The sequence below is a fragment of the Enterococcus sp. AZ062 genome, from assembly GCF_051715065.1.
Lineage (GTDB): Bacteria > Bacillota > Bacilli > Lactobacillales > Enterococcaceae > Enterococcus_B > Enterococcus_B mundtii.
This window is the reverse complement of sequence record NZ_JBIOTB010000001.1, coordinates 1,376,532-1,399,240: the sequence shown is the minus strand read 5'-3', so window position 1 is coordinate 1,399,240 and position 22,709 is coordinate 1,376,532. Positions and strand designations below refer to the sequence as shown.

At 37.1% G+C, this 22,709-nt stretch carries 31 protein-coding genes and 1 pseudogene; 12 read left to right on the top strand and 20 right to left on the bottom strand.

Annotation, left to right across the window (positions count from 1 at the left end; all coding sequences use genetic code 11):
* Window positions 1-103: 103 nt before the first annotated feature.
* Window positions 104-1,567: a peptide MFS transporter gene (locus IGJ00_RS06805; protein WP_086334611.1), complete on the bottom strand. Its 1,464-nt coding sequence runs from the start codon at window positions 1,565-1,567 to the stop codon at window positions 104-106.
* Between the two features lie 372 nt (window positions 1,568-1,939).
* Between IGJ00_RS06805 and IGJ00_RS06800 the strand changes: the two genes are divergently transcribed.
* The gene (locus tag IGJ00_RS06800) at window positions 1,940-2,536 is read left to right on the top strand and encodes a nitroreductase family protein (RefSeq protein WP_438844233.1); all 597 of its coding nucleotides are present in this window, start codon (window positions 1,940-1,942) and stop codon (window positions 2,534-2,536) included.
* 69 nt (window positions 2,537-2,605) lie between these two features.
* On the opposite strand, the gene IGJ00_RS06795 is transcribed toward IGJ00_RS06800, so the two are convergent.
* Window positions 2,606-3,094 carry a hypothetical protein gene (locus tag IGJ00_RS06795; RefSeq protein WP_071867826.1) on the bottom strand — a complete coding sequence of 163 codons (489 nt, stop codon included), beginning with the start codon at window positions 3,092-3,094 and terminating at the stop codon, window positions 2,606-2,608.
* A gap of 240 nt (window positions 3,095-3,334) precedes the next feature.
* Window positions 3,335-3,532: a hypothetical protein gene (locus IGJ00_RS06790; protein WP_010735604.1), complete on the bottom strand. Its 198-nt coding sequence runs from the start codon at window positions 3,530-3,532 to the stop codon at window positions 3,335-3,337.
* Between the two features lie 272 nt (window positions 3,533-3,804).
* Between IGJ00_RS06790 and IGJ00_RS06785 the strand changes: the two genes are divergently transcribed.
* Both IGJ00_RS06785 and IGJ00_RS06780 read left to right on the top strand, forming a co-directional pair.
* Window positions 3,805-4,554: a C39 family peptidase gene (locus tag IGJ00_RS06785; RefSeq protein ID WP_086334610.1), complete on the top strand. Its 750-nt coding sequence runs from the start codon at window positions 3,805-3,807 to the stop codon at window positions 4,552-4,554.
* 59 nt (window positions 4,555-4,613) lie between these two features.
* Window positions 4,614-5,036 (top strand): hypothetical protein, encoded by a 423-nt coding sequence (locus IGJ00_RS06780; RefSeq protein ID WP_071867828.1) that lies wholly within the window; start codon window positions 4,614-4,616, stop codon window positions 5,034-5,036.
* 92 nt (window positions 5,037-5,128) lie between these two features.
* On the opposite strand, the gene IGJ00_RS06775 is transcribed toward IGJ00_RS06780, so the two are convergent.
* Entirely contained in the window at window positions 5,129-5,500 is a 372-nt protein-coding gene (locus IGJ00_RS06775; protein WP_071867829.1) for a YxeA family protein, read from the bottom strand.
* A gap of 159 nt (window positions 5,501-5,659) precedes the next feature.
* Between IGJ00_RS06775 and IGJ00_RS06770 the strand changes: the two genes are divergently transcribed.
* Window positions 5,660-5,845 (top strand): hypothetical protein, encoded by a 186-nt coding sequence (locus tag IGJ00_RS06770; protein WP_071867830.1) that lies wholly within the window; start codon window positions 5,660-5,662, stop codon window positions 5,843-5,845.
* Window positions 5,846-6,001: 156 nt separating this feature from the next.
* Here the strand turns inward: IGJ00_RS06770 and IGJ00_RS06765 are convergent, their stop codons facing one another.
* A complete protein-coding gene (locus IGJ00_RS06765; RefSeq protein WP_065095892.1) occupies window positions 6,002-6,190 on the bottom strand; it encodes a hypothetical protein in 189 nt (62 codons plus the stop codon).
* 22 nt (window positions 6,191-6,212) lie between these two features.
* Window positions 6,213-6,476 (bottom strand): hypothetical protein, encoded by a 264-nt coding sequence (locus IGJ00_RS06760; RefSeq protein WP_071867831.1) that lies wholly within the window; start codon window positions 6,474-6,476, stop codon window positions 6,213-6,215.
* Between the two features lie 170 nt (window positions 6,477-6,646).
* On the opposite strand from IGJ00_RS06760, the gene IGJ00_RS06755 reads away from it, so the two are divergent.
* Window positions 6,647-6,901 carry a glucose uptake protein gene (locus IGJ00_RS06755; RefSeq protein WP_438844232.1) on the top strand — a complete coding sequence of 85 codons (255 nt, stop codon included), beginning with the start codon at window positions 6,647-6,649 and terminating at the stop codon, window positions 6,899-6,901.
* A 73-nt stretch (window positions 6,902-6,974) separates the two neighbouring features.
* Here IGJ00_RS06755 and IGJ00_RS06750 read toward each other — a convergent pair whose 3' ends face one another.
* Entirely contained in the window at window positions 6,975-7,409 is a 435-nt protein-coding gene (locus tag IGJ00_RS06750; protein ID WP_023519554.1) for a universal stress protein, read from the bottom strand.
* Window positions 7,410-7,750: 341 nt separating this feature from the next.
* On the opposite strand from IGJ00_RS06750, the gene IGJ00_RS06745 reads away from it, so the two are divergent.
* The gene (locus tag IGJ00_RS06745) at window positions 7,751-8,365 is read left to right on the top strand and encodes a LysM peptidoglycan-binding domain-containing protein (protein ID WP_074799681.1); all 615 of its coding nucleotides are present in this window, start codon (window positions 7,751-7,753) and stop codon (window positions 8,363-8,365) included.
* A gap of 52 nt (window positions 8,366-8,417) precedes the next feature.
* On the opposite strand, the pseudogene IGJ00_RS06740 reads toward IGJ00_RS06745, so the two are convergent.
* Both IGJ00_RS06740 and arsC read right to left on the bottom strand, forming a co-directional pair.
* A pseudogene (locus IGJ00_RS06740) lies at window positions 8,418-8,975 on the bottom strand (ClbS/DfsB family four-helix bundle protein).
* A 342-nt stretch (window positions 8,976-9,317) separates the two neighbouring features.
* Window positions 9,318-9,752, bottom strand: a complete 435-nt coding sequence (gene arsC / locus IGJ00_RS06735) for an arsenate reductase (thioredoxin) (protein WP_438844231.1) — start codon at window positions 9,750-9,752, stop codon at window positions 9,318-9,320.
* Window positions 9,753-10,013: 261 nt separating this feature from the next.
* Between arsC and IGJ00_RS06730 the strand changes: the two genes are divergently transcribed.
* The gene (locus IGJ00_RS06730) at window positions 10,014-10,592 is read left to right on the top strand and encodes a helix-turn-helix domain-containing protein (protein ID WP_074799683.1); all 579 of its coding nucleotides are present in this window, start codon (window positions 10,014-10,016) and stop codon (window positions 10,590-10,592) included.
* 85 nt (window positions 10,593-10,677) lie between these two features.
* On the opposite strand, the gene IGJ00_RS06725 is transcribed toward IGJ00_RS06730, so the two are convergent.
* The 5 genes from IGJ00_RS06725 to IGJ00_RS06705 are packed head-to-tail and all read right to left on the bottom strand — an operon-like array spanning window position 10,678 to window position 12,452.
* A complete protein-coding gene (locus IGJ00_RS06725; RefSeq protein ID WP_438844230.1) occupies window positions 10,678-11,124 on the bottom strand; it encodes a GNAT family N-acetyltransferase in 447 nt (148 codons plus the stop codon).
* 24 nt (window positions 11,125-11,148) lie between these two features.
* Window positions 11,149-11,340, bottom strand: coding sequence for a hypothetical protein (locus IGJ00_RS06720; RefSeq protein ID WP_438844229.1), 192 nt, complete (start codon window positions 11,338-11,340; stop codon window positions 11,149-11,151).
* Between the two features lie 23 nt (window positions 11,341-11,363).
* Window positions 11,364-11,501 (bottom strand): hypothetical protein, encoded by a 138-nt coding sequence (locus IGJ00_RS06715; protein ID WP_438844228.1) that lies wholly within the window; start codon window positions 11,499-11,501, stop codon window positions 11,364-11,366.
* 14 nt (window positions 11,502-11,515) lie between these two features.
* Window positions 11,516-11,974, bottom strand: coding sequence for a GNAT family N-acetyltransferase (locus tag IGJ00_RS06710; protein ID WP_438844227.1), 459 nt, complete (start codon window positions 11,972-11,974; stop codon window positions 11,516-11,518).
* Window positions 11,964-12,452, bottom strand: coding sequence for an ASCH domain-containing protein (locus IGJ00_RS06705; RefSeq protein WP_438844226.1), 489 nt, complete (start codon window positions 12,450-12,452; stop codon window positions 11,964-11,966). The genes IGJ00_RS06710 and IGJ00_RS06705 overlap by 11 nt, the downstream gene beginning before the upstream one ends.
* Before the next feature lie 251 nt (window positions 12,453-12,703).
* Here IGJ00_RS06705 and IGJ00_RS06700 point away from each other — a divergent pair, with 251 nt between their 5' ends.
* On the top strand, window positions 12,704-13,207 hold the full coding sequence (locus IGJ00_RS06700; protein ID WP_410301221.1) for a phosphoribosylanthranilate isomerase: 504 nt from the start codon (window positions 12,704-12,706) through the stop codon (window positions 13,205-13,207).
* A gap of 258 nt (window positions 13,208-13,465) precedes the next feature.
* On the opposite strand, the gene IGJ00_RS06695 is transcribed toward IGJ00_RS06700, so the two are convergent.
* The 5 genes from IGJ00_RS06695 to IGJ00_RS06675 all read right to left on the bottom strand — a co-directional run bounded on the left by IGJ00_RS06695 (window position 13,466) and on the right by IGJ00_RS06675 (window position 16,869).
* The gene (locus IGJ00_RS06695) at window positions 13,466-13,879 is read right to left on the bottom strand and encodes a hypothetical protein (RefSeq protein WP_438844225.1); all 414 of its coding nucleotides are present in this window, start codon (window positions 13,877-13,879) and stop codon (window positions 13,466-13,468) included.
* Window positions 13,880-14,103: 224 nt separating this feature from the next.
* Complete coding sequence (locus IGJ00_RS06690; protein WP_019723294.1) at window positions 14,104-14,268, bottom strand: hypothetical protein; 165 nt, start codon at window positions 14,266-14,268, stop codon at window positions 14,104-14,106.
* A gap of 335 nt (window positions 14,269-14,603) precedes the next feature.
* Entirely contained in the window at window positions 14,604-15,029 is a 426-nt protein-coding gene (locus IGJ00_RS06685; RefSeq protein ID WP_081308350.1) for an IS1096 element passenger TnpR family protein, read from the bottom strand.
* Window positions 15,030-15,353: 324 nt separating this feature from the next.
* Complete coding sequence (locus tag IGJ00_RS06680; protein WP_019723739.1) at window positions 15,354-15,692, bottom strand: metal-sulfur cluster assembly factor; 339 nt, start codon at window positions 15,690-15,692, stop codon at window positions 15,354-15,356.
* Window positions 15,693-15,939: 247 nt separating this feature from the next.
* Window positions 15,940-16,869, bottom strand: a complete 930-nt coding sequence (locus IGJ00_RS06675; RefSeq protein ID WP_071867157.1) for a YitT family protein — start codon at window positions 16,867-16,869, stop codon at window positions 15,940-15,942.
* Between the two features lie 174 nt (window positions 16,870-17,043).
* Here IGJ00_RS06675 and IGJ00_RS06670 point away from each other — a divergent pair, with 174 nt between their 5' ends.
* Window positions 17,044-17,538, top strand: coding sequence for a YajQ family cyclic di-GMP-binding protein (locus tag IGJ00_RS06670; RefSeq protein ID WP_019723741.1), 495 nt, complete (start codon window positions 17,044-17,046; stop codon window positions 17,536-17,538).
* A gap of 58 nt (window positions 17,539-17,596) precedes the next feature.
* On the opposite strand, the gene IGJ00_RS06665 is transcribed toward IGJ00_RS06670, so the two are convergent.
* A complete protein-coding gene (locus IGJ00_RS06665; protein ID WP_438844224.1) occupies window positions 17,597-19,945 on the bottom strand; it encodes an ATP-dependent DNA helicase in 2,349 nt (782 codons plus the stop codon).
* A gap of 315 nt (window positions 19,946-20,260) precedes the next feature.
* Here IGJ00_RS06665 and IGJ00_RS06660 point away from each other — a divergent pair, with 315 nt between their 5' ends.
* From IGJ00_RS06660 to IGJ00_RS06650, 3 genes are all read left to right on the top strand, one after another.
* Window positions 20,261-20,887, top strand: a complete 627-nt coding sequence (locus IGJ00_RS06660; protein ID WP_010735633.1) for an MBL fold metallo-hydrolase — start codon at window positions 20,261-20,263, stop codon at window positions 20,885-20,887.
* A gap of 23 nt (window positions 20,888-20,910) precedes the next feature.
* Entirely contained in the window at window positions 20,911-21,615 is a 705-nt protein-coding gene (locus IGJ00_RS06655; protein WP_019723743.1) for a histidine phosphatase family protein, read from the top strand.
* 153 nt (window positions 21,616-21,768) lie between these two features.
* Window positions 21,769-22,602 (top strand): undecaprenyl-diphosphate phosphatase, encoded by an 834-nt coding sequence (locus tag IGJ00_RS06650; protein WP_071867106.1) that lies wholly within the window; start codon window positions 21,769-21,771, stop codon window positions 22,600-22,602.
* The last annotated feature ends 107 nt before the right edge of the window (window positions 22,603-22,709 follow it).

Sequence of the window (22,709 nt, the reverse complement as noted above, 5' to 3'; positions counted from 1 at the left end):
ATAACAAAGATAGCTGAACATTTGTTCTATTATCGTTTAAATTTTGGAAATAAAAAAGCCGGAGCAGGACGACTATCCTCTCCGACAAATGATGTTGATCCAATCAGTGGATCGAACCCATTAATTTTTTGATTGGTTCTTTGATGGCAAATAAAATCACTGCACCGACGATTGCAACCACACCGATGATCCCAAAGTAGGCTGATTCAGTTCCTGGTGTATAGAAACGAGCGATTTGTGCATTGATTGCTTGGGAAGAAGCATCTGCTAAGAACCAGATCGCAATCGTTTGCGATTCGAAGGCTCTAGGCGCCAATTTCGTCGTCACTGATAGGCCGACAGGTGATAAGCAAAGTTCAGCGATCACGATAATGAAAAAGCTACCGATCAGCCAAAGCGGGCTGACTTTTCCAGCTGTTCCATATAACATCCCCGGCAACATCAATAACAGATAGGACAATCCGGCAAATAACAAACCTAGTGAGAACTTCACTACAGTTGATGGTTGACGTTTACCTAACCGTGTCCATAAAGTAACGAACACAGGAGTCAAAATAAAGATGAAGATCGGGTTCAATGATTGATACCAACTCGCTTGGATCGGAACACCCATCAAAGTCGATTGTGTCCGTTCACTTGCAAACAGCGCGAGGATCGATGACCCTTGTTCTTGCAATGACCAAAAGATGATCGCTGCTAAGAATAACGGGATATATGCCCATACGCGTGGTTTTTCTTCCACTGAAACATCTTTTGAAGTCAACATTTTGATAAAGTAATAAAGTGGTAAAACGATTCCTAAGACACTGATCGTATTAACAAAGAAATCGATCGTCAAATGTCCAGTCAGTTGCGCTCCACCAAAAATAATAGCAAATACGATCAATGCAATCACAACATTACGGATAAATCCTTTGCGTTCGCCTTGTGTTAAAGGATTTGGAGGTGTCATACCCACTCCATCCAATGTCTTACGTCCTTGGATCACATATTGCAACAACCCGAAGAACATACCGATAGCGGCTAATGAGAAACCTAAATGGTAGTTATACTCTTGACCGATCGTACCGACGATCAACGGCGCGAGCAATGCGCCTAAATTGACACCCATATAAAAAATCGAAAATCCTGCATCTCTTCTTAAATCGGTTTTCGTATACAAATGCCCAACCATTCCCGAAACGTTTGGTTTTAAGAAAGCTGTACCGATGATGATCAGTGCCATCGAGATAAATAAAGTAGAGACACCAAACGGCAATGCCAAAACAACATGACCGATCATGATGAAGATCCCACCAATAAAGACGGTTTTTTTGGCTCCTAACACACGATCTGAAAACCAGCCGCCTACGATACTCGACATATAAATCAACGAACCGTAGATCGACATGATCGACAACGCTGTGGCACGAGGTAAACCAAGTCCACCATTTGCTACCGTGTCGTACATATAATAGATCAGTAAGGCGCGCATACCATAATAACTGAATCGTTCCCACATCTCTGTGAAGAACAATGTAGACAATCCCTTCGGCTGACCGAAGAACCCTTTGTCTTGTTTTTCCATATTCCCATACCCCAATTCTTTTAATTTTCAGAAAATAATACACATATTTACCGAAAATCCGTGTAAAAATATTTATTTAAGAAATATATACTTATTTTCTATAAATACAACAAAATTTTAATGGGAAAACGATAAGAAAAAACATAGGTTATTTTTAATAATTATATAGTCTACTTCATATCATAAAGCTTAAATGTCGGTATATTCAGTATGTAAACGGTCTCGTAACGAATTTTTTATGTAAAAGAACATCTTTTTTCTATTCTTACATTTTGTTGAGCGTTTTGTTTTACTTACTTTTTGTAAGATGATATACTTCGTTTTGTCATCAAGAAAAAAACGCAGAAAAGCGAATTAAAGGAGAACTAATCTATGACTGAATTTACAAATATCTTAAAAAACCGCCGTTCGATCTATGATCTAGGCCGTAACGTATCACAATCAAATGAAGAATTAACAACATTGATCCAAGAAGCAATCAAAGAAAGCCCTACTGCTTTCAATGCGCAATCAACACGTGCAGTAATCTTATTTGGCGATGCACATGAAAAATTATGGGAAATGACAGAAGAAGCTTTACGTCCACTGACACCTGCTGATGCTTTCCAAAATACTCAAAACAAATTAGCTAGTTTCAAAAAAGGTTACGGTACTGTCTTGTTCTTCAAAGACACAGATGTGATCAAAAACTTGCAAGAGCAATTTGCATTATATGCAGATAACTTCCCTGATTGGTCAGAACAATCAAATGGTATTGCTACAGCCAATACTTGGGTGGCATTAAGCGAAGAAGGCTTAGGTGCAAACCTACAACATTACAATCCAGTGATCGATGAAGCTGTCGCAAAAGAATGGTCGATTCCTGCAAACTGGAAATTACGTGCACAATTAGTCTTTGGTTCACCTGAATCTCCAGCTGGCGAAAAAGAATATATGAACGATGCTGATCGTTTCCGCGTGTTTGGCTAATTCCACTAATACAAAAAGACAGCTCCCTCTATTAAAAGAAGGAGCTGTCTTTTTTGTCATTTCAATGGATCATTCATCCTCATGCTCGATCATGATATCAAGTTCTGCATCATCATTTAAGTGTTTTGCTAAAAAAGGAATCAATTCTTCTAATGAGACAGAAAATTTCAATAACGGGCCACGCCAACCGTTCCGGAAAAAATTCATTTTGACTTCTTTCGAATCTTTTGGTTGGTAAAGAACGACTTTGTTGATTTCAGAATATGGCACTCCACGGCGGTCAAAGCTGTTCAAAACTAGCCCTTCTGTAGTAAGTCCTCGACTATCTAACAAGAAACTCAATAACACAAGAGAAGCCAAGATGCCTTTCACTAACTCATCAGTGGTTGGTTGACTAACCAATGTATACCATAGAACCAGTACAGCAAGGAAAGGAACAACTAAATAGACCCAGCGATTCCGAACCGTTTTATAAACGATCTCTCGTCGTACAAGCCATAGAAATAAGCACATGACGATGACAAATAAAAAAAGAACTATTGTAAAAAAGGAAACCATCTTATCGATCCACACCTTTATTTTCAACTCTTGAAACTAGAAAATCAAAGGGGTAAATCATGTCCCCTCTAACTGAACAAACGGTATTCAAGGAGCAGCACTTCGGTCATAAGCCAAAAAACTCAAAAATGAAATAGGCATTTTCGTTTTTTCTGTCTGATACCTTAGTGTTCAATGCTCCTTTCATAACCTTAAAAGGACCTGCAACATTATCATTCGATGTTGCATGTCCATATCTTCTTATTCAAATGTATCATATTTAGCTACTACCATGCTAGCTTTTTCTTCTAATAATTCTTGATCTTCTATAGCGCATTGGGCAACTTTGACTACGGCGCAATTCGTCATTTTTGAAACAACTTCTCCAACAACTGATTTGGTAAAACCAATGGGCCTACATGAATATTGTTCTCCTAAATTAATCATTTCTTCCGTCATCAAAATCCTCCTAAACTACTCAAACAGTTTGCCACAGAAAATCATTTCGTTTTATCTGTGTGTTTCGTTAGTGGTGTTTTGATCAAACTCTTATTTGATCTATCCGCATTATAGCGTACTGTTTTCGTTTTCACAAATTTTAACAGCTAAACATAATAAAAAAATCGTTTTTGGGACTGTTTTTCCTTGTTTTTTTACATTTGATCAGGCAGATTCATGTAGTTTTTTTTAGAAAAACAATTATAATAGAAAGAAGTCTGGAGGAGTCTTTCATGTCAAAACAAAAAAGTAAAAAACGATTACTACTAGGTGGGGCAACGCTAGTGTTGATTTCAAGCGTCTTTTACTTTACAAATAAACAATTAGAAGATCAGAAATCAATAACGGAGGAAAACATAGAGCAGACAAGCAAAACCGAAGAAAAACAAGTACTACTCGACGTACCTCTTGAAAATCAATTCGATGAACCTGCACTAGAGAATGGCTGTGAAGTAACCGCCTTATCGATGCTGCTGCGCTTCTATGGCTACGAAACCACCAAAAATCAATTAGCCGAAGAACTAAATTATGTCCCCGTTTTCAATGCTGATGGCACTCATGGCGATCCAAATGAAGGGTTCGTTGGTGAGATTTGGGGTGGTGACTGGGCAATGGGTGTCTATGTTCCACCAATCGCTACGTTAGCGCAAGAAATCCTACAAACCGATTATCATACCGAACCGCAAACGGATGCAAGCTTGACTGACATCAAAAATGCATTAAAAGAAGAAAAACCTGTGTGGGCTTCTGTCACGATCGATTTTCAAGGGCCGACAGAAAATGATTTCATGACTTGGACGACTGCAAACGGTGAAGTACAAGTCACGCCATTAGTCCATGCCTGTGTTGTAACTGGCTACGATGATCAATCGATCTATGTCAATGATCCTTATGGCATAAAAAATCGTGCGGTACCAATCGATGACTTTGAGCAAGTATTTACTGCTATGGGCGGACAAATGCTTACTTTAGAAAAGAACTAGTATTTCCTAGAAAAATAGCTTATACTCAAGCTAACAACGCATGGAAGGAGCAAGAATCTGTGGAACGATTTATTCATAAAAAGGCGGATCCAAATGAAATCCCAATCATCTTCGTCCGTGATACTGCTGGGAATATCCAAAAAAAAGTGTCAGTCAATGAATGGACGAACCGATACAGCCCTGCTTCCCTCGATTTACTTGAAATCAAACTTTATCGACAAGCATTGACTTATTATTCAGAGCAAGACTACGAGAAAGCCATTGATTTGTTGAAATTTTTGATCATTCAAACTGGCTATACTCATTTTGAGTACATCGAACGTCTAGCCACCATTTATCGTAAAACCCATGCAGAAGCACTTGAATATCAGTTGCTCTCTTCTGTCTTGGCATCCGCAGAAATCATTGGCTTGCCTGCTGGATTGATCAAAAAATTGGAACGGCGGATCGATCAATTGAAATTGAGCATGGCAAGAAAATAAAATAAACCTAAGAACGAATGATTAAGTCATTAATCAATTATTCTTAGGCTTATTTTTTAATCCAATACTTAGTTTACATAATAAAAATAAAATCAACCAATTATAGCTAATGCTTCTTTAGGTACCTCTTCTTTGGGAATTTCTTCGTATGTTTCAACATGAGCGCCTTTATTCGTCAATCTCAAGTAACGGTCTTTTTTTAAAACAGATAACCCATTAAATTCAATCTCGCGTTCGTTACCATTTGCATCAACTGCTTTTTGGATATATTTTGCTGTACCGAACGAATTGACTTCATCGGGCTGTTTTGTTTTGACATACACTTCTCCCTTTGTGACTAACGGATTCAATTGGTCAATAACTGCTGGCAATTCTCCACTAGCACCCTGCGTATAAAACTTTAAGCCAAATAACGCTAAGCCACTGAATACAACGGCACCTACTAATACTTTGATTACTTTCATTTTCCTACCTCCTCTTTACTCTTTGAGTATAGCCTGTAAAAAAATCAGATTCATCCGTCTCTAGATCGAGTTTTTTATCGGACTTGAGCACAGAAGTTATTTTTATAAAATTTCATAGATTTTTGCTATTATAATAGGAAAGAAAGGATGTGTTTCATTATGAATAAAGAAGAAATACTTCAGAAAATCAAAGATCTGGTCCAAAGTGGCAATTTCACTGAAGCCAAAACATTTTTCGAAGAGCATAAAGAACAATTAGGTCCTTACAAAGAAAAAGCCCAAGAATTTCTCCAAGGTGTCGATTTTCAAGGAATAACGGATAAATTCAAAAATCTGTTCAAATGAACAATCATCTTTTCGTAAGGTGGTTCGAGCCAGAATATCACATTTAGAAACAAAAGATCCCTGACAATCAACGATTGTCGGGGATCTTTTAAGGTTCTGGCGACTCTAAAACATCATGAGTATTTGCAAAAGCCACACTTTTATCAAAACCTGCTTTTAGTACAATCTTGTTGGATCATAGTGATACGTCACATTGCCATTCAGCTCGGCCTTTCCAACAATAAACTTGCGATTCTCAATTTTTAACCATGCTTCGCGAAAAGCCATGACTTCCTCACGTTTGACCTCTATTTTTTGGATTTTTCCATCCATCAACTCTTGGATCATTTGTTCATAGGGATTCATCTTTGATTGCCTCCAGCTTATTTCAATAATCAGTGAATATCGGCGCATGTATTTCTTTCGTATCTAAATCTTTCCGCACATTCACTTTCGTGTAAATTACCTTTTCCACTGGAATACTATAGTAACTCTCTTCCCCATCATTAAATTGATGGAAATCTGTTTTTGATAAAATACCGTCGATTTTATTCATTAAAACTCGCGGTTCCACACTATTACTTACGATATAATAGCAAATACGGATATCGTTTTCTAAATGTAGATCAACTTCTAAAACAACTTGGTCCATGAAACATTACACCCTTTCTTTAAAAGAATTATAACAATAAGTACGTTCAGAATCAAAAAAACAACTTTTTTGTTGAAATCAAGAAATTTTATGACATCCCCCCTTGTGCATGTACGTACAAAGTGTTATTTTTATTTAAGTATTTCATTTTTCTTGGAGGCGTATATTGTATGGACACTATGGGACAACTGGTTTTTTATGTTCCTTTTTTTCTTATGACAACTTTAGCAATCTACTACACGAAATGGACGAAGCGGAAATTTTCCGTATTGCTGACACTTTTACCAGTCGCTTATTTTTCCCACAAAATATTTTCCCTTCGGCATTGGGAACCCACCGCAAAATTACTTTCACATGAACTAGGGTTGATTATTTCATTAACGATATTGATCTTATGGATTTATTACCTTTACAAACATCCTTAGTTACCAGTACTACTCTTCACGACTAAAAAAGCCACGTTGGAAATCAGCAACGTAGCTTATCAGGAATCGGCATCTATTTAACGACCAACACATTACAAGGCGCATGAGTCACCACATAAGAAGCTGTCGACCCTACTAACGCTTGTTGGATCGAGCCTTTACCTGTTGCCCCCATCACGATCAAATCAATTGACTCTTGTTTTGGTAAGACAGTGGCGATCAATGTTCTTGGATCACCGGTCTCCACAATTGCATGAATCGTTTCAATCCCAAATTCTTTGGCATCATTGATTCTCTTCAATAGTTCCACTTCTGTTTTTTGTTTTTCTTCTGCATAGATTTTTGAGAACGCATAGGCACTATGTGTCAAATCGATTTTATTGATAATTGAAACGATCAATAATTCTGCTTGGTTATCTCTCGCTAATTCTAAAGCCTCGCCAAATGCTTTCTCGGCTTTTTCCGAACCATCAATCGCTACCATTATTTTTTTATACATATTCGTCATCCATCCCATCTCCTTGTTTCTTTTATTCTATCACTTCGTATAAATTTTATAAAAAATTCACTTTTTTCTCGGCTTTTCAAACTAAAATTGAGCATTTTCTATTTTTTTATTTTGAATCTTTCTAATAAAAAACAAATGTCAGAAGCGCACAATTCTTCATTTATGATGTTTTTCTAATTAAAACGCACATTATTTAAACACATTCTTGTTACAAAAAAGGAGCATTTGTCACAAACTGTTACGTATCTTTCACCTATGAAATATAATCCCATGGTAAAGTATTACTCGTTAGCGAAAACAGCTAATCAAAATAACTTTTTAAAATACGAAGGAGATCTTTCATGAAATCACTTAAAACTATTCTTTTTGGAACAACTTTGGCCGCCGGCGCTGCATTATTTATGGGTACTTCTGCACACGCAGACGAAGCCTACACTGTTCAATCAGGTGATACTTTATCAACGATTTCTCAAAAATACGTTGGTGACAACTCCTTGATCCAAACAATTGCCGAAGCGAACTCAATCTCAAACATTCACCTGATTTTTTCAGGTCAAGAATTAACTATTCCTACTGGTGAACAAGCAGCTGCTCCTGTCGCTACTCAAGCGCCTGTAGAACCTGTTCAAGAAACAGCTCCAGTTGTGGAAACACCTGTAGTGGAACAAGCTCCTGTAGTAGAAGAAGCGCCCGTTGTGGAACAAGCACCTGCTACTGAAGTAGCTGTTTCAACTGGTACGAACGATGCCAAAGAATGGATCGCACAAAAAGAATCTAGCGGTTCTTACACAGCAACAAACGGACGCTATATCGGCCGTTACCAATTAGACTCTTCTTACTTGAACGGTGACTACTCTGCTGCCAATCAAGAAAGAGTAGCAGAACAATATGTTGCCTCTCGTTATGGCTCTTGGGACGCTGCAAAAGCTTTCTGGTTAGCTAACGGTTGGTACTAAAAAGAGCGATTTTAAAAAAATGGGAATCTTATTGATTCCTATTTTTTTGTTCTTATTTCGCGTTAGTTCCCTTTTGTTTTTGCCTTTGACTTTGTTTGATTTTTTTGATCGCCCAATCATAATGACTCGATGTAGCCGAAACAAAATAACCACCAAGTGTCGTATTTCCTACCCAAGGATACTGTTTTTTTTGGAACAGCTGATCGTCATCGAAGGTTTTCGCCAGCATCATCACTTCTTCATGACTTTCCTTCAACCAGTCAATTGCTTGCTGCAACGTAGTAGTCTGGTGCTTTTTTGTAAAGCCACGATTCATCTCAGCTGTCGTTCGCTAATTATACGGCTCCGGTAAAAAAGGCGCCGCTTCTCCCATTTGATTATCAGTCACCCACTTTAATAGCAAACAATGCCACTCGTATAAATGGATCAACACGTCTTTGATCGTTTGATCCCTTCGCCAATGTGCTTCTTTTTTCTTTTCAAGAAATACTTCCTCAAAATCAAATGCCACTTCTCTTTGTTCCTCAGGTATTGAATCGATCAACTGCTGTAACTTCTCATAATTTTCAGCTGCGAGTATCAATAATTCCTCTTTTGACTTTGGTCTCATATTCTTCTCCTTATTAAAAATACATACGTTTTAAATCGTTTCCAATCTACCTATAATTCTAGTATGCCTGATTTCTAAAAAAAAGACGAGTAATATCCTAGAATGAATATACATTCTAGATGATTACTCGTCTTTATCCACTTGATTCAACGACCTTCATTCCATGTCTTGACTGAGAACCGCCTATCACTATACACTTTTTTGATCAAATCATTTAACGGTACTCGCTTTGATACGCTGACAATGGCAAAGGCACCTTTTTCTTCAGTTCAATACTCCATTGAATTCTCGTTACCAAAAGAATAATACATATTTCTTCATTATAGACAGTTTTTTTTACCCTTAGTTAGCCATATCCTTTATTTTTTCCTTGATGATTTCGCGGGTCTTTCTAAATTCAGCAAAAATCTCTTCTTCTGTACCAGTAGCTTTTGCCGGATCTTCTAGATCCCAATGTTCATGACGGATATGAGCAGGAATCACTGGGCATTTATCTAACGCATCTCCGCAAAGCGTAATGATCAAGTCCGCATGGCTAAAATAATCTGGATCAATCAAGTCTGAAGTTTGACTCGTAATGTCGATGCCATCTTCTGCCATCACTTTTACGGCACGTGGATTCAACCCATGTGTCTCCACTCCAGCACTGCGAACGTCAAATTGCTCCTCCAAATATGCATGACCATACCCTTCAGCGATCTGACTTCTGCATGAATTACCGGTACATAAAAAATAAACTTTCTTCTTTTCTACACTTGTTGTCTTCTCCAAAACCATTCCTCCAATCCATTAATCCTTTCAGGATTAAGTTTATGATATCATATATTTAAGGGATCGTTGGTTCATTCAAAAAAAACGTATTATTTTTAATAAACCAATGATCAGCCATTTACATAATAAATAACTAGTGAATACAGAAAAAACAGCTTTTTAAAGCATGTCAAAGACTTTTTACATGCTAAATCTGGCAATGACAAAAACCTTTGATCGTCGATTTTGACCTCTTCGATCACACTGAGATAAGAAGGAGCGGATACTATGGACTTGAGTCATCAAATAAAAAAATATCGTAAACAGCTAGCTTTATCCCAAGAAGAATTAGCCGAAAAATTATATGTTTCAAGACAAACGATTTCAAACTGGGAGAATGAGCGTAGCTATCCCGATATTCATAATTTATTGTTACTGAGTGTCCTGTTTGACGTTTCTTTGGATCAATTAGTCAAAGGAGATGTGGAAAAGATGAAAGAAAATGTGACACTTCTGGAAATAAACAAATATACTAAAGTCATGCTCGTATCAATGCTCCTTGCTTTGATTTCAATTGGGCCATCCTTGTTTTTATCTGGTAATTGGCGATTAGCTCTTCCCTTGATCTTTTGGATCGTCAGCATGTACGGCGCAATAAAAGTCGAGGGACTCAAAAAACAAGAGAATATCAAAACCTACAAAGAAATCGTTGCATTCATGGAAAACAAAGAAGTAGCACCTCTACGTAAACAAAGAGACAAGGTTAGAAATCGGATCGAAAAGGTAGGAATCGTCCTTTTGTTTGGATTGATTTGTGGGGTGATCGCATTACTCACAAGTCTGCCGTTTGTGCTATTCAATCGCTAGTAATATCGCAAAAAAACAAGATCAACCTTCAAGGATCGATCTTGTTTTTTGTTAATCGGAACCAAAACAAATTTTTTTGTACTCATTAGATCTGTTTAATGTTTTCCCAGATCATAAGGTATTCTTTCTCACCCGTCGATTCATCCATTTGTTCATCCACTTTTATAAAGCCATTTCTAAAGTAGAATCGTATTGCTCCTTTATTCTTACCATAAACATGCAAGCTTATTCGTTCTTTTTCTTTTTTAGCAGCTTCAATCAGTTTTTGTCCGATTTTTCTATTTTGATATGTTGACTCTACAAAAATACCAGCTAAATAAGATTTGTCCACGATTCCCATAAAACCAACAATCTGACTATTCATTTCACAATAATAAATTTCTGCTTTTGGCAATTCTTTTTTCAACAACGCTTCTTTCTCATACCAATATTTCTCATCAATAAAATCATGTGTCTTGATATTGGTCGTTAACCAAATAGTTAGTAGCCGATCCATTATCTCTCGGTCTAGTTTCTTCACTTTTTTAATCATCCCATTACTCCTGAAAACTTATAGTTATTCTTCATACCTCTTCAAACGATCATTTAGATTGCCCGCATGGATGTCTACTGCTACCCGCGAACGTCCTTCTTCAATTTTGATGTCTAGAAGACGAAGTTGTTCTTTATATAAAGGAATTTGTTCCGGAGTGATTTCAAAGGCAATATGATTGTAGGTTTTGGGAAGCTTTGATTGCTTATCTTCCATTAATGCCACCCACACATCACCGATCAATAAGAATGTTTCTGGAAATAAGGAGTATTGTTTTCCTTACTCGAATACACTTCTTTTGCATCAAAGATCTCCGTAACGACTTCTGTCGAACATTTACGACCACGAATGACAACTGTCATGTGCGAGAGTTCCATCTTCGCTTTCTTTTTTAGTTAAGACTTTTTATCATTACCAAACATGGATTCCATTCATCCCATAAGGTTGGGAACACTTCTAGCTCAACAAAACCCATCCTTCGATAGAATCCAATCGTCTGATCATAGATAGCGTAGTGCCCTTCGGCGACCGTTTTCACTTGTAAAAATAGGTAATGTTCTCTTGCATAGGATTCTAGTTCACCTAGTAATCGCTTACCTAATCCTCGATGATGATAGGCTTTTTTTATCCCCATACAATAGATCTCACCGGTGGCTTTACTTGTTTCTTTCAAACTGATGAACCCTATTGGCTCGCTAGCTTCTTGTAAGACCCACAATGGATACTTTTGGCATTCCTCAACATATTCTTGTGTCGAATCTGGCAAGCCAAACCACTCTGGCAAATCATTCAAGATTTCTTGGACGATTTTTTTCTTTTCTATTGCTTCTTCTACTAAATCAATACGCATTGGTTTCCTCACTTTTCGGCAAATATCGATCAACAAGTTGGAATCGTTCAAAGACGATTTTCGTTTCTTCATTGAGCAATAGTCCATGTTCTTCATAGTAAGGTTTGAAATAATTGTAATGTCCCTTTTGCCAATACATAAGAGATAAGTCGCCTTCACCTTCTGTAGCTGCCAGTTCTTCGGTGATTTCTTTCCAAGGTAGGATCACCACTTCGACAGTCTGGATAATGCCTATCGGTACTTTAGAGCTATTCACAACGACGGAGTAGTCACCAACTTTAGGTAATGGTTCGTTATCCATTTGGTAAAGCTCATACCCTGAGCTTGTCCCTGTTTTCTTCCCTTCCAATACCAAATCTGCTAATTCATCTGCGTGTTCTTTCGTATTTCCAAAAGCAAAAATTTCATATAATGACGCTTGTGACACACCATTTTTTAAGCAAAAGCTTTCCCAATATTTTGGTGCTTCTAGGTTCAATCTGTCACCAACTTTCTGATTGATAGTAAATCAAGTATACCAAAAACAGGAAAACTAAGCCTTTCACATTCATTTTTTTACAACTCCTACAGTTAAATTTATAGTTACTCCCCAACTTCACTTCTTGAATACAAGAAATAAAAAAACTAGACTCACTTTTTGAGAGAATCTAGTTTTGTTTTCAGGATGAAATGGAAAATTAGACATCCACTTTGTTACAATAAATGCAACCAAAGAAAAGGAGAAAATTCATGGAACTTTATTTCAAAGAGTTTTTATTGATTACGCAAAAATTAAACAGGCAACAGATCACTCCGCTACTACTAGGTTCATTAGGCTTGTCTTACTTAACAGATATCGACTGGCAACCAAGAGACATTGACATCCATGTTCCTGGCGATCCCCGTGGTTGGGAAGCACCCGATGAAGATCGCTTGCACAATTGGCAAAGCATCGTAAAAATCATGGAAACGTTGAATTACCAACTAGTTGATTTACACGAACATGAATTTGCTAAAGATTCTTATACCATCCAATTTGGCAGTATGGACAGTCTTCTCGCCTTTGCAGGTATTCCACTTAATGAACTATCTCTAATCAGGATCGACGACTGTTCCTTTTACTTACCTACAGCGGAACAATATTTGAAAGTATATCAACGTTCTGCTAAAGATAGTTACCGTGCAGAGAAAAATAATCATAAGGATCTAGCAAAGATCAAGTATTTGGAAAAGTACTTAGATGGGAATACGTAATAAGTGATTTTAAAAGATTGAGTTATTTTTACTTATAATCAAAATGTTTAATTAGGTATTGCATCAAGTCTATTCATTGAATCAAAGACTCTCTTATCAATTTTTTAATCAATCGCTAAGAGAGTCTAAGATCCTATTTTTGATTTATTTTTATATCGATAAACAAACAAGCTATATGTAATCAAAAAAATTCGTCTAGAAGAGAGAAGCTATCATAAAAAATGATGTACTCTTAATTAATTTCTACGTATTTATTTATCAATCAAATGAGTATGGCATTGAAAGCACCATCAACTGCAACTCTTGTCCAATTTGTGATGTAAATGTTTCTCCAATTTCACGAAATCCAAATTGTTTATATAAATCCATCACCTTAGGAATACAAATACTATCAAGTATTATTAATTTTCCTCCAATTGATCTTCTAACATCGTCAACAATAAGTATAGCTTCTTCAATGATTTTTACTCCTGGAAATTCTTTAGAAAAATAATCATTCTTTGCGACATGAGCAATTAAATAAGACGGTGCAACACCTACCTTACTCGGCGATTTTCCGTTAAATACTAATTTCTTTTTCTCTTTTATTTCAAGCTTGCTAATATCTAAATCTTTGATTGCTAACGTAAAAAAACCTAAGAGATGTTCTTGTGTTTCGTCTTTAAAAATCAAGTACGTCCTTGTCGCATGATAAAGCTCTTTTTGTATGGCATCATGTTTTAAAATTCAGTCATTTCTGAATTGTTTCCACAAAAAAAGAAGATTCTACAAAGTTCGAAAAGCGTTCTCTTACCTTCTTTCTAAGAGCTTTATTTCCAATCTCAATTTCCTCTTCTTTAATTACTTCAACCAGCATTTTGATCTTTTTACTTAATGAAATCACAGTATAGTCCATATTATTTTTTTCTCATCCAATTAGGTACTTGATCCTTGTTACTAATACGATCACTAGATTTCTTTTCTAATAAGTCATAGAATTTTTTTGTAGGATGCGTATTTTCAATAATTTTGACATCTTCATTAGATAAAATAATTGGACGTTCCAAACTTATGTTTGCCATAAATACCGACTCCTTATTATTATTAACTACATGATAGATTATATTATTTCTTCGCAGTAATTTAAATACGTTACATACAAAGTACACACGTTATCCCTAACGATACTTAAAATTTTAAGCAGAGTTTCATTGATCGGATAAACATTTCTGTCATCTTCCATTTAAAATTTGGTTATCTCTAAACTAAAAAGTGTCACATAATTAGTAAAAAACAAAATGATTTTTTTTGAACTGTTTTATTCACTTTCATATAGTAGTACTATCTAAGACAAAAAAAGATTCAACGATTTTGAAACATAATCACTCATATTCACTCTTTTGGCGTTTATTAGAAATCACTCAAAAAAATTGAAATATTGTTCAGGTGGTTCTCCCACACTTTTTAATACTTCATAGCCTCCTTCATCATCTTCAATGACACGTAACACTTTGCATTGAAATCTCCAATCATCACCAAAATCAAAGACAAACTTGAATTTATCTCCTTTTTTCAGACCGAGTTGATAAAGTTTATAGTCACAGGTATGAAGGTATTCGTGTCCCATGTCAACTTCTGCCATGTAGTAACATTTATTTCCACTCCAAGCAGAATTGTCCATAAAAAATGCATGTGCGTGATCATTGATAAAATCAAATGAATCCAAGATAATTTCAGCAAAATCTTCAAGTGTCTCATCTGTTGACACACTAATGTGCCGATAACAACCTGATCCTATTGAAATACTAAATACAATTGCTTGATTGTCTTTTTGAGAAATCATTTTAATCCAACCTTTCTAAAGTAACCAAAAATTTTATAAGTTAACAACCTACCCGTTCTATGTACAGGTTTTTACATCAAAATTGATCATGAGAATAGCTACTATAACTATTATATCGTTTGTAAGAGTGAAAACGTACTAATTTATTTATTTTCGATTACATTAAAGTTTGCTAATTTTCGTCTGTATCGTTCAACTAACCCAACATTTTTCATAATAAAAAACTCTTTAATCAACTTTTCAAAAAAGTTGGTTAAAGAGTTCAACGTTTACTTCATCATTCGTTATATTACAGATCCGATCTACCTTCTAAAGAACAATTACCTAACGAATCCCAAGCGCAATTCGTGCATAACGACTCATTTTATCGGTTGTCCAAGCGGGGTACCACACTAATTTGACTTCTGCTTTCGACACTTCTGGCACTTCTTTTAGTGCATCATGGATCGATTCAGTCAAGATATCAGCTAACGGACAGCCCATCGTTGTCAAAGTCATTTTAACAACGGTATCTCCATTTTCAGGGTCAAATTCGATTTCATAGATCAAACCTAGGTTCACGATATCGATTCCTAGTTCTGGGTCAATCACCATTTCTAACGCGGTGAGAATTCGCTCTTTGATTTCATCTACTTCTTCAGCAGACCATTTTTGTTCACTCATTCTTCGGATTCTCCTTCTCACAATTTTTGTTTATCATACCTTTTTTTAAGGGGTTTGTAAATATTCATTTGACTAGCAAGGTCTGGACAGAAGTCTTTCACTTCAAGAACTAAGGTAACAGCTACGCAAATTGTTTTTCAAATTTTTTATAGATCCTCTTAGTTCCTAAGAAGTTACTTCTTTTTCCACTAGTTATTCGGTTCAAAGGTGACAAACAAGGGGGTAGATTTGTTTGTCTATCCCTTTTTTATTTGCTTTTCGCCTTTTTAGATGCATGTTTGATTTCAGGAAGAACCCCTGTTGAACGATACATTTTTTGTTCGTTCTCATTGGCAAAGCGACCAAAAACGGAATGCGTTGGTAAAATATTGATGAACGCATCTTCGTCGATCTCATGGACGATTTGATCAAGATCATACATTTCGTAACGTGTGATAACCATCATGATCATTTTTCCTTCACGTTTTGAATATCCACCAACTGAAGGTAAGAGAGTCATCCCCCGAACCATGCGTTGCGCAATTTCAGCAGTCACTTCTTCTGGTCTCACTGTGACAATCATGGCGGTCACTTTTTGGTGACTCGTATGGATCGCATCGATGACTTGAGTCATTGCATAGATCGAGATGATCGTATACAAAGCACTTTCCCAATTAAAGAGGAAGCCAGCTGCTACGACGATAATGCCGTTTAAAATCAGCATATAGTTTCCTACGGTTTTCCCTGTCGTTTGAGAAAGAACCAATGAAATGATGTCCATTCCACCAGTTGTAAAACCCATTTTTAGAGAAATACCGACGCCGACGCCAAGTAAAACACCACCGACTAATGCATTCATCAGTATATTATCTGTTACCTGTCCTGTCGGTAAAACTGTCGTCATGACTGACACACAAACAACGTTGATGAAACTAAGTACAGTTGCGCGTTTTCCGACTTTTAAAAAGCCTAGTATAAATACAGGAATATTTAATAGAAAAATAAACGTTCCAGTATCGACATCTATATGGACCCATTCAGATAATAGTGAAGCAATGATTTGGGCGATCCCGTTCATTCCTGCAGAAAAGACGTTGGCTGGAATCAAAAAATAATTCAATGCCACCGCTGCAGACAAACCGGTCATCAAGATAACCACTATTTTCTTAAGATTTTCGTTTCTTTGATAGACAGTCATGAATCTGCTCACAAGCACCTCTCCTTTTCAAGTTTATTCCAAATGTAAGAATAACAGTTTCTTCCAGAAAATAAAATAGTGACTACTTAAATGAGAAGAATTTTAGTAAAGATGTCACAAAAAAAATAAGCCTATGCTACAATAAAAGAAAACCGAATGAACGAGGAGGACATTATGGCAAAAGATGCAAGTTTCGATATCATTTCAGAAGTATCTGTTGAAGAAGTAAAAAATGCAATCCAACAAACCACGAAAGAATTAACTAACCGTTTCGATTTCAAGGATTCAACGGTTGAGATCAAGTTAGAGAATACAAATAAATTAGTTGTGTTAAGTGATGATGAATTTAAAATCGAACAAATCAAAGATGTTTTGTTTGGAAAATTGAATAAACGCAATGTGCCAATCAAAAATATCCACTTTTCTGAAACGGAACACGCTTTAGGTGGTAAAGCGCGCCAGTCTGCTGATCTAGTCAATGGGATCGACCGAGATAATGGTAAGAAGATCACGACAGCGATCAAAAATGAAAAACTAAAAGTGAAAACACAGATCCAAGAAGACCAGATCCGCGTAACTGGTAAGAATCGTGATGACCTCCAAGCAGTGATCGCACTTTTACGAAAACTAGACTTGCCGATCGAATTGCAATTTACGAACTACCGTTAGTTCATGGGTACTATTGAGATATCATCAAAAAAGGACAAGCATTTTGCTTCGTCCTTTTTTAGTGGTCTTGCCAAAACTGATGGATAGTTTGTGATAATGCCTCAACTGTCCGAACTTCTTTTGCTTCGTGCCAATGTGGCGGGAAAAGTTTACGGTAATTTGATGAGGCAAAGCGTTGATCGGCTAAAAGCACAATGCCTTGATCTTCCATATCTCTGATTACTCGCCCAGCTGCTTGCAATACTTTATTCATTCCTGGTAACTGGTAAGCATAAGCAAAACCTAGCTGTTCTTTTTCATCATAGTAAGATTTGATCAACTCTTGCTCATGATTCATTTGTGGTAAGCCAACACCCACGATCATACTACCAATCAAGCGTGATCCGCGTAGATCGATTCCTTCTGAAAAAATGCCGCCAAGTACACAAAAGCCGACTAATGTTTCTTGCGGCTCGACTATAAATTCTGCTAAGAAATCTTCTCGTTCTTGCTCATTCAACTTGGTTCCTTGGATAAGTGTGCGAGTCGAAGGGTAAGTTTCTTTGAACACTTCGGCGACTTGGTCCAGATATTGATAGGAAGGAAAGAAAATCATATAATTGCCCGTCTTCCCTTGAATGAAACGTTGAATCGTTTCTACTAAACGTGGTATACTCTGCTCTCTTTTGCGATACGTCGTTTCAAGATAACTTGCTATAAGTACTTGTTGATTCTCAATTGGGAATGGACTAGGTAAGCGATACGCTAAACTCTCTTTGCCCCCTAATGTTTCTTGATAATAAGAAAGTGGTGAAAAACTCGCGGAAAACAAAAGGCTACTCCGCCCTTTATTCAACGATTGTTCTAAAAATAAACTAGGATCGATGCAAAATTGCTTCACGATCAAATCATGGTAACTTTTCTCTACAGTTGTTTCATAGTGATCGTCATAGAATTCACTGATTTTTAAAAAATGATTCAAGTCAAAATAAAATCCTAAAATTTGCTCTTGCATCGGATGCTCAGGATATTCAGCCAACCATTCTTGAATAAATTCACCGAGTTGAAACCCTGCGTTGATCAATGAATCTGCTGGGGCTTTTTGGTGATGATAGTTCCATCCTTCTTCAAGAGCAATTTCTTGAATCTGATCAAAAGCTTTTAAAAGACGATTCCATCGACGACGTAGTTTTTTAAATTCCTTCGGGATCTCTCCATAGACTTTACGTGCTTTTCCATAAGATAACTCAGCAGAATACATTTCTCTTGAACGATTGACTAAATTGTGTGCCTCATCGATCAAGAAAAGATGATCTTCATTTTTCTCTTCATCAAAAAATCGTCTCAAGTAAACCGTTGGGTCGAAAAGATAATTATAATCCCCGATGATCACGTCACACCATAAGCTGACATCTAAAGAGAGTTCAAATGGGCATAAAGTATGTTTCTTGGCATATTTCTCAATCACCTCACGAGTGATCTGGTTTTCGTGGTTCAATAAATCCCATAGCCCCTCGTTGATTCGATTATAATAGCCATTTGCATAAGGGCATTGGTCGGGATTACACGTTGTCTCATCTAAGAAGCAAATCTTATCTTTCGCTGTCAAGGTCACACTTTTTGTCTCAGCCCCAACATCTTTTAACGCTGCTAACGCATCTTCAGCCACCTGTCTCGTAATAGTTTTCGCGGTTAAGTAAAAAATACGTTCTCCTTCATCTTCTCCAATCGCCTTTAAGGCTGGAAATAATGTAGAGATCGTTTTTCCAGTACCAGTGGGGGCTTCTGCGAACAGCTTTTGTTTTGTCCGGATCGTTTTATAGGCAGCAACTGCCAGTTCCCTTTGTCCTTTACGATACTCTTCGTATGGAAACTTTAGCGCCATCAATGAGGCATTACGTACCGTACGCCAATTTTCCTGAAAAATCAGCCACTCTTGGTAATCCTCGGTCAGTTTTTTAAAAAACACTTCCAGTTGTTCTCTCGTCTGATGTTCCACTTTCCGTGTGATCACTTCTTCTGTGGTTTGATAATAGGTTAGCTGGAGGTTGATCTCCTCTAAGTTGTTTTCTTGACTATAAATATAGGCATACACTCTTGCTTGATGAAAAAACAATTCGACTTGTTCGGGTTCTAAATCTTCAAAGCGTGGTTCCGACGTTTTAATTTCGTCGATGTGGTACACGCCATCTTTTTTGAAGATACCATCTGCTCGTCCTTCAACGATCAGTTCATAAGGATCAAGCTGTACACTGGTTTGTAAGAACACTTCTTTTTGATACTCTTCGCCTGCTTCTTTTTGGAGCTTGCGGTGGATTTTTGCACCTTCCAAGGCGGTATGATTACTTTTCTTTCGATTATCGATACTTCCGCGACGCAAGATGAACTCGACTAAGTGACGGACGGAGATTTTAGATTTTTTCACCATGGTCGCCTCCTTCTTGTATTAGAGTACCGCAAAATAGACCGTTTCGCAAAAAACAAAAACACCCTGCTCGGATAAGCAGGGATATAGGATATAGAATTTGGATTTTTGGATACACTCAATGTAACAAGAGTAAATGAAAAATCAATGAAAATTTTCTATTCTTCCGTTTAAAATTTTTAAACACTTTTCATATAATCTGACAATTCAGATAACTGATGTTATAAAAGTAGACACTTTTGTTTCTGATCCATATTTGCGTTATACTTATATCGAACGATAGAAGAAAGAATTTTTAAAAGTTGGAGGTTTCCTTTTATGCATGTTTTACAATTAAAAACTGGAACAATCGAGGAAAACTGTTACCTTGTCTACAACGACGAAGCGCTTCTGATCATTGATCCAGGAGCTGACGCTGAAATGATCCAAGAACAAATCAAGAAGACCCAGCAACAACCTGTCGCTATTTTACTAACGCATACGCATTACGACCACATTGGCGCTGTCGAAGCATTGAGAAATACCTATGACATCCCTGTCTATGTCAGTCCACTAGAACAAGAATGGCTTGGAGATCCCATCTTGAATCTCTCAGGACTTGGTCGCCATGATGATATGGATAATATCATTGTTTCTCCTGCGGAATATGAATTTGAAATGAAACAATACCGTCTTGGGAATATGTCATTTGAAGTCGTTCCAACACCTGGTCATTCAGCCGGTAGTGTTAGCTTTATTTTCGATGACTTCGTGATATCTGGAGACGCACTCTTTAAAGGGAGTATCGGACGCACCGATCTCTACACCGGTAATTTAGAGCAGTTACTCTATAGCATCACGACACAGCTTTTTGTTCTACCAAATGAATTTGTGGTCTATCCTGGCCATGGAGAACCAACAACGATTGAACACGAGAAAAAAACAAACCCATTTTTTAACGCTTAATCAAACTTAGGAGGTCGTTCAACATGAGTGAAACAACCCTGTATATCGTCCGTCATGGTAAAACAATGTTCAATACGATTGAACGTGTGCAAGGCTGGTGTGACACACCATTGACGAAACAAGGACAAGAAGGTATCCATTTTTTAGGTAAAGGTCTAAAAGATATCGATTTTTCTTACGCCTATTCAAGCGACAGTGGTCGAGCAATCGAAACAGCACGGATCGTTTTAAGCGAACATACAAAAGGGAAAGAAATTCCTTACTTTATTGATAAACGGATTCGTGAATGGTGTTTTGGTTCGCTAGAAGGTGGCTACGATATGGAGATGTGGGGTGTCATTCCTCGTGTACTAAATTTTCAAACATACGATGAGATGTTCACCACAGATGTTACCTTTGAACAAATCGCTAATGCCATCTATGAGACGGATACTGCTGGCTGGGCGCAACCTTATGACGAATTAAAAGAACGTGTCTGGTCAGGTTTTGAAGATATCGCCCATCAGTGTGAGAAGAACAATGGTGGCAATGTTTTAGTCGTCTCCCACGGCCTAACGATTGCTTTTCTTCTTAGCTTGATCGATCCTTCTCAACCAGTTCGTGCTGGATTGTTAAATGGTAGTGTCACAAAAGTAACCTATAAAAATGGTCGTTTTTCAATTGAAAGTGTCAATGACACAAGCTATATCGAACAAGGAAAGCAACAAACAAGAGAATCCTTTATGTGATGACTCGTTGAATAAGTGCATTGAAGTCTTTTGATTTCAATGTACTTTTTTTGAACTCCTTTATTTTTGTTTTAATCTCAAAGAAACAATTTGGCTTTGGAAACAAAGAACGGTATACTAAATGTTGTATTTTAATTGGGAAGGAAGGAATTTATGTTTTTTGCAAATATCATAAAAGCAGCGATTCTAGGAATCATTGAAGGAATCACAGAGTGGCTGCCAATCAGTAGTACAGGACATTTGATCTTAGCAGATGAATTTATCAAGCTTGATGCGAGTTCACAATTCATGTCGATGTTCAATGTCGTGATCCAATTAGGAGCGATCTTAGCCGTCGTTGTTTTGTATTTCCACAAGTTGAACCCTTTTGCGCCTAGTAAATCCTCGATCGAGAAAAAAGATACGTGGGTTTTATGGTCAAAAGTACTTGTTGCTTGTGTGCCAGCAGCTATTATTGGTTTATTATTGGACGATTGGTTAGATGCCCATTTTTATAAATTTTTACCAGTAGCGATCGCCTTGATTGTTTATGGTATCGGCTTTATCATTGTTGAAAAGCGAAACAAAAATAAAACACCTCGTTGGTCAAACCTGAATGATTTGACTTTCCAAGCAGCGATTCTGATTGGGGCTTTCCAAGTCTTGGCTTTGATCCCAGGGACTTCACGCTCCGGCGCTACGATCCTTGGAGCAATCCTGATTGGTGCATCCCGCTTCGTTGCAACTGAGTTCTCATTTTTCCTTGGCATTCCAGTGATGTTTGGTGCCAGTGGATTAAAGATCGTGAAATACCTTGCTGATGGTAACAGTTTCCAAATGGAAGAAACAGTTATTCTTTTAGTGGGTACTGTCGTTTCATTTGTCGTATCGATTTTTGCGATCAAGTTCCTGATCAACTACTTGAAACGTAATGACTTTACTGTTTTCGGTTGGTATCGTATCATTCTAGGGATCATCTTGATCGGTTACTGGTTCATCGCAATGTAATGGATCATTGATATGCTCATCGCAAACCAGCTAAATGATTGGTAAACGCAACAGCAAAAAAATAGTAGTAAGCTCACACATCGCTGAGCTTACTACTTTTTTTATAT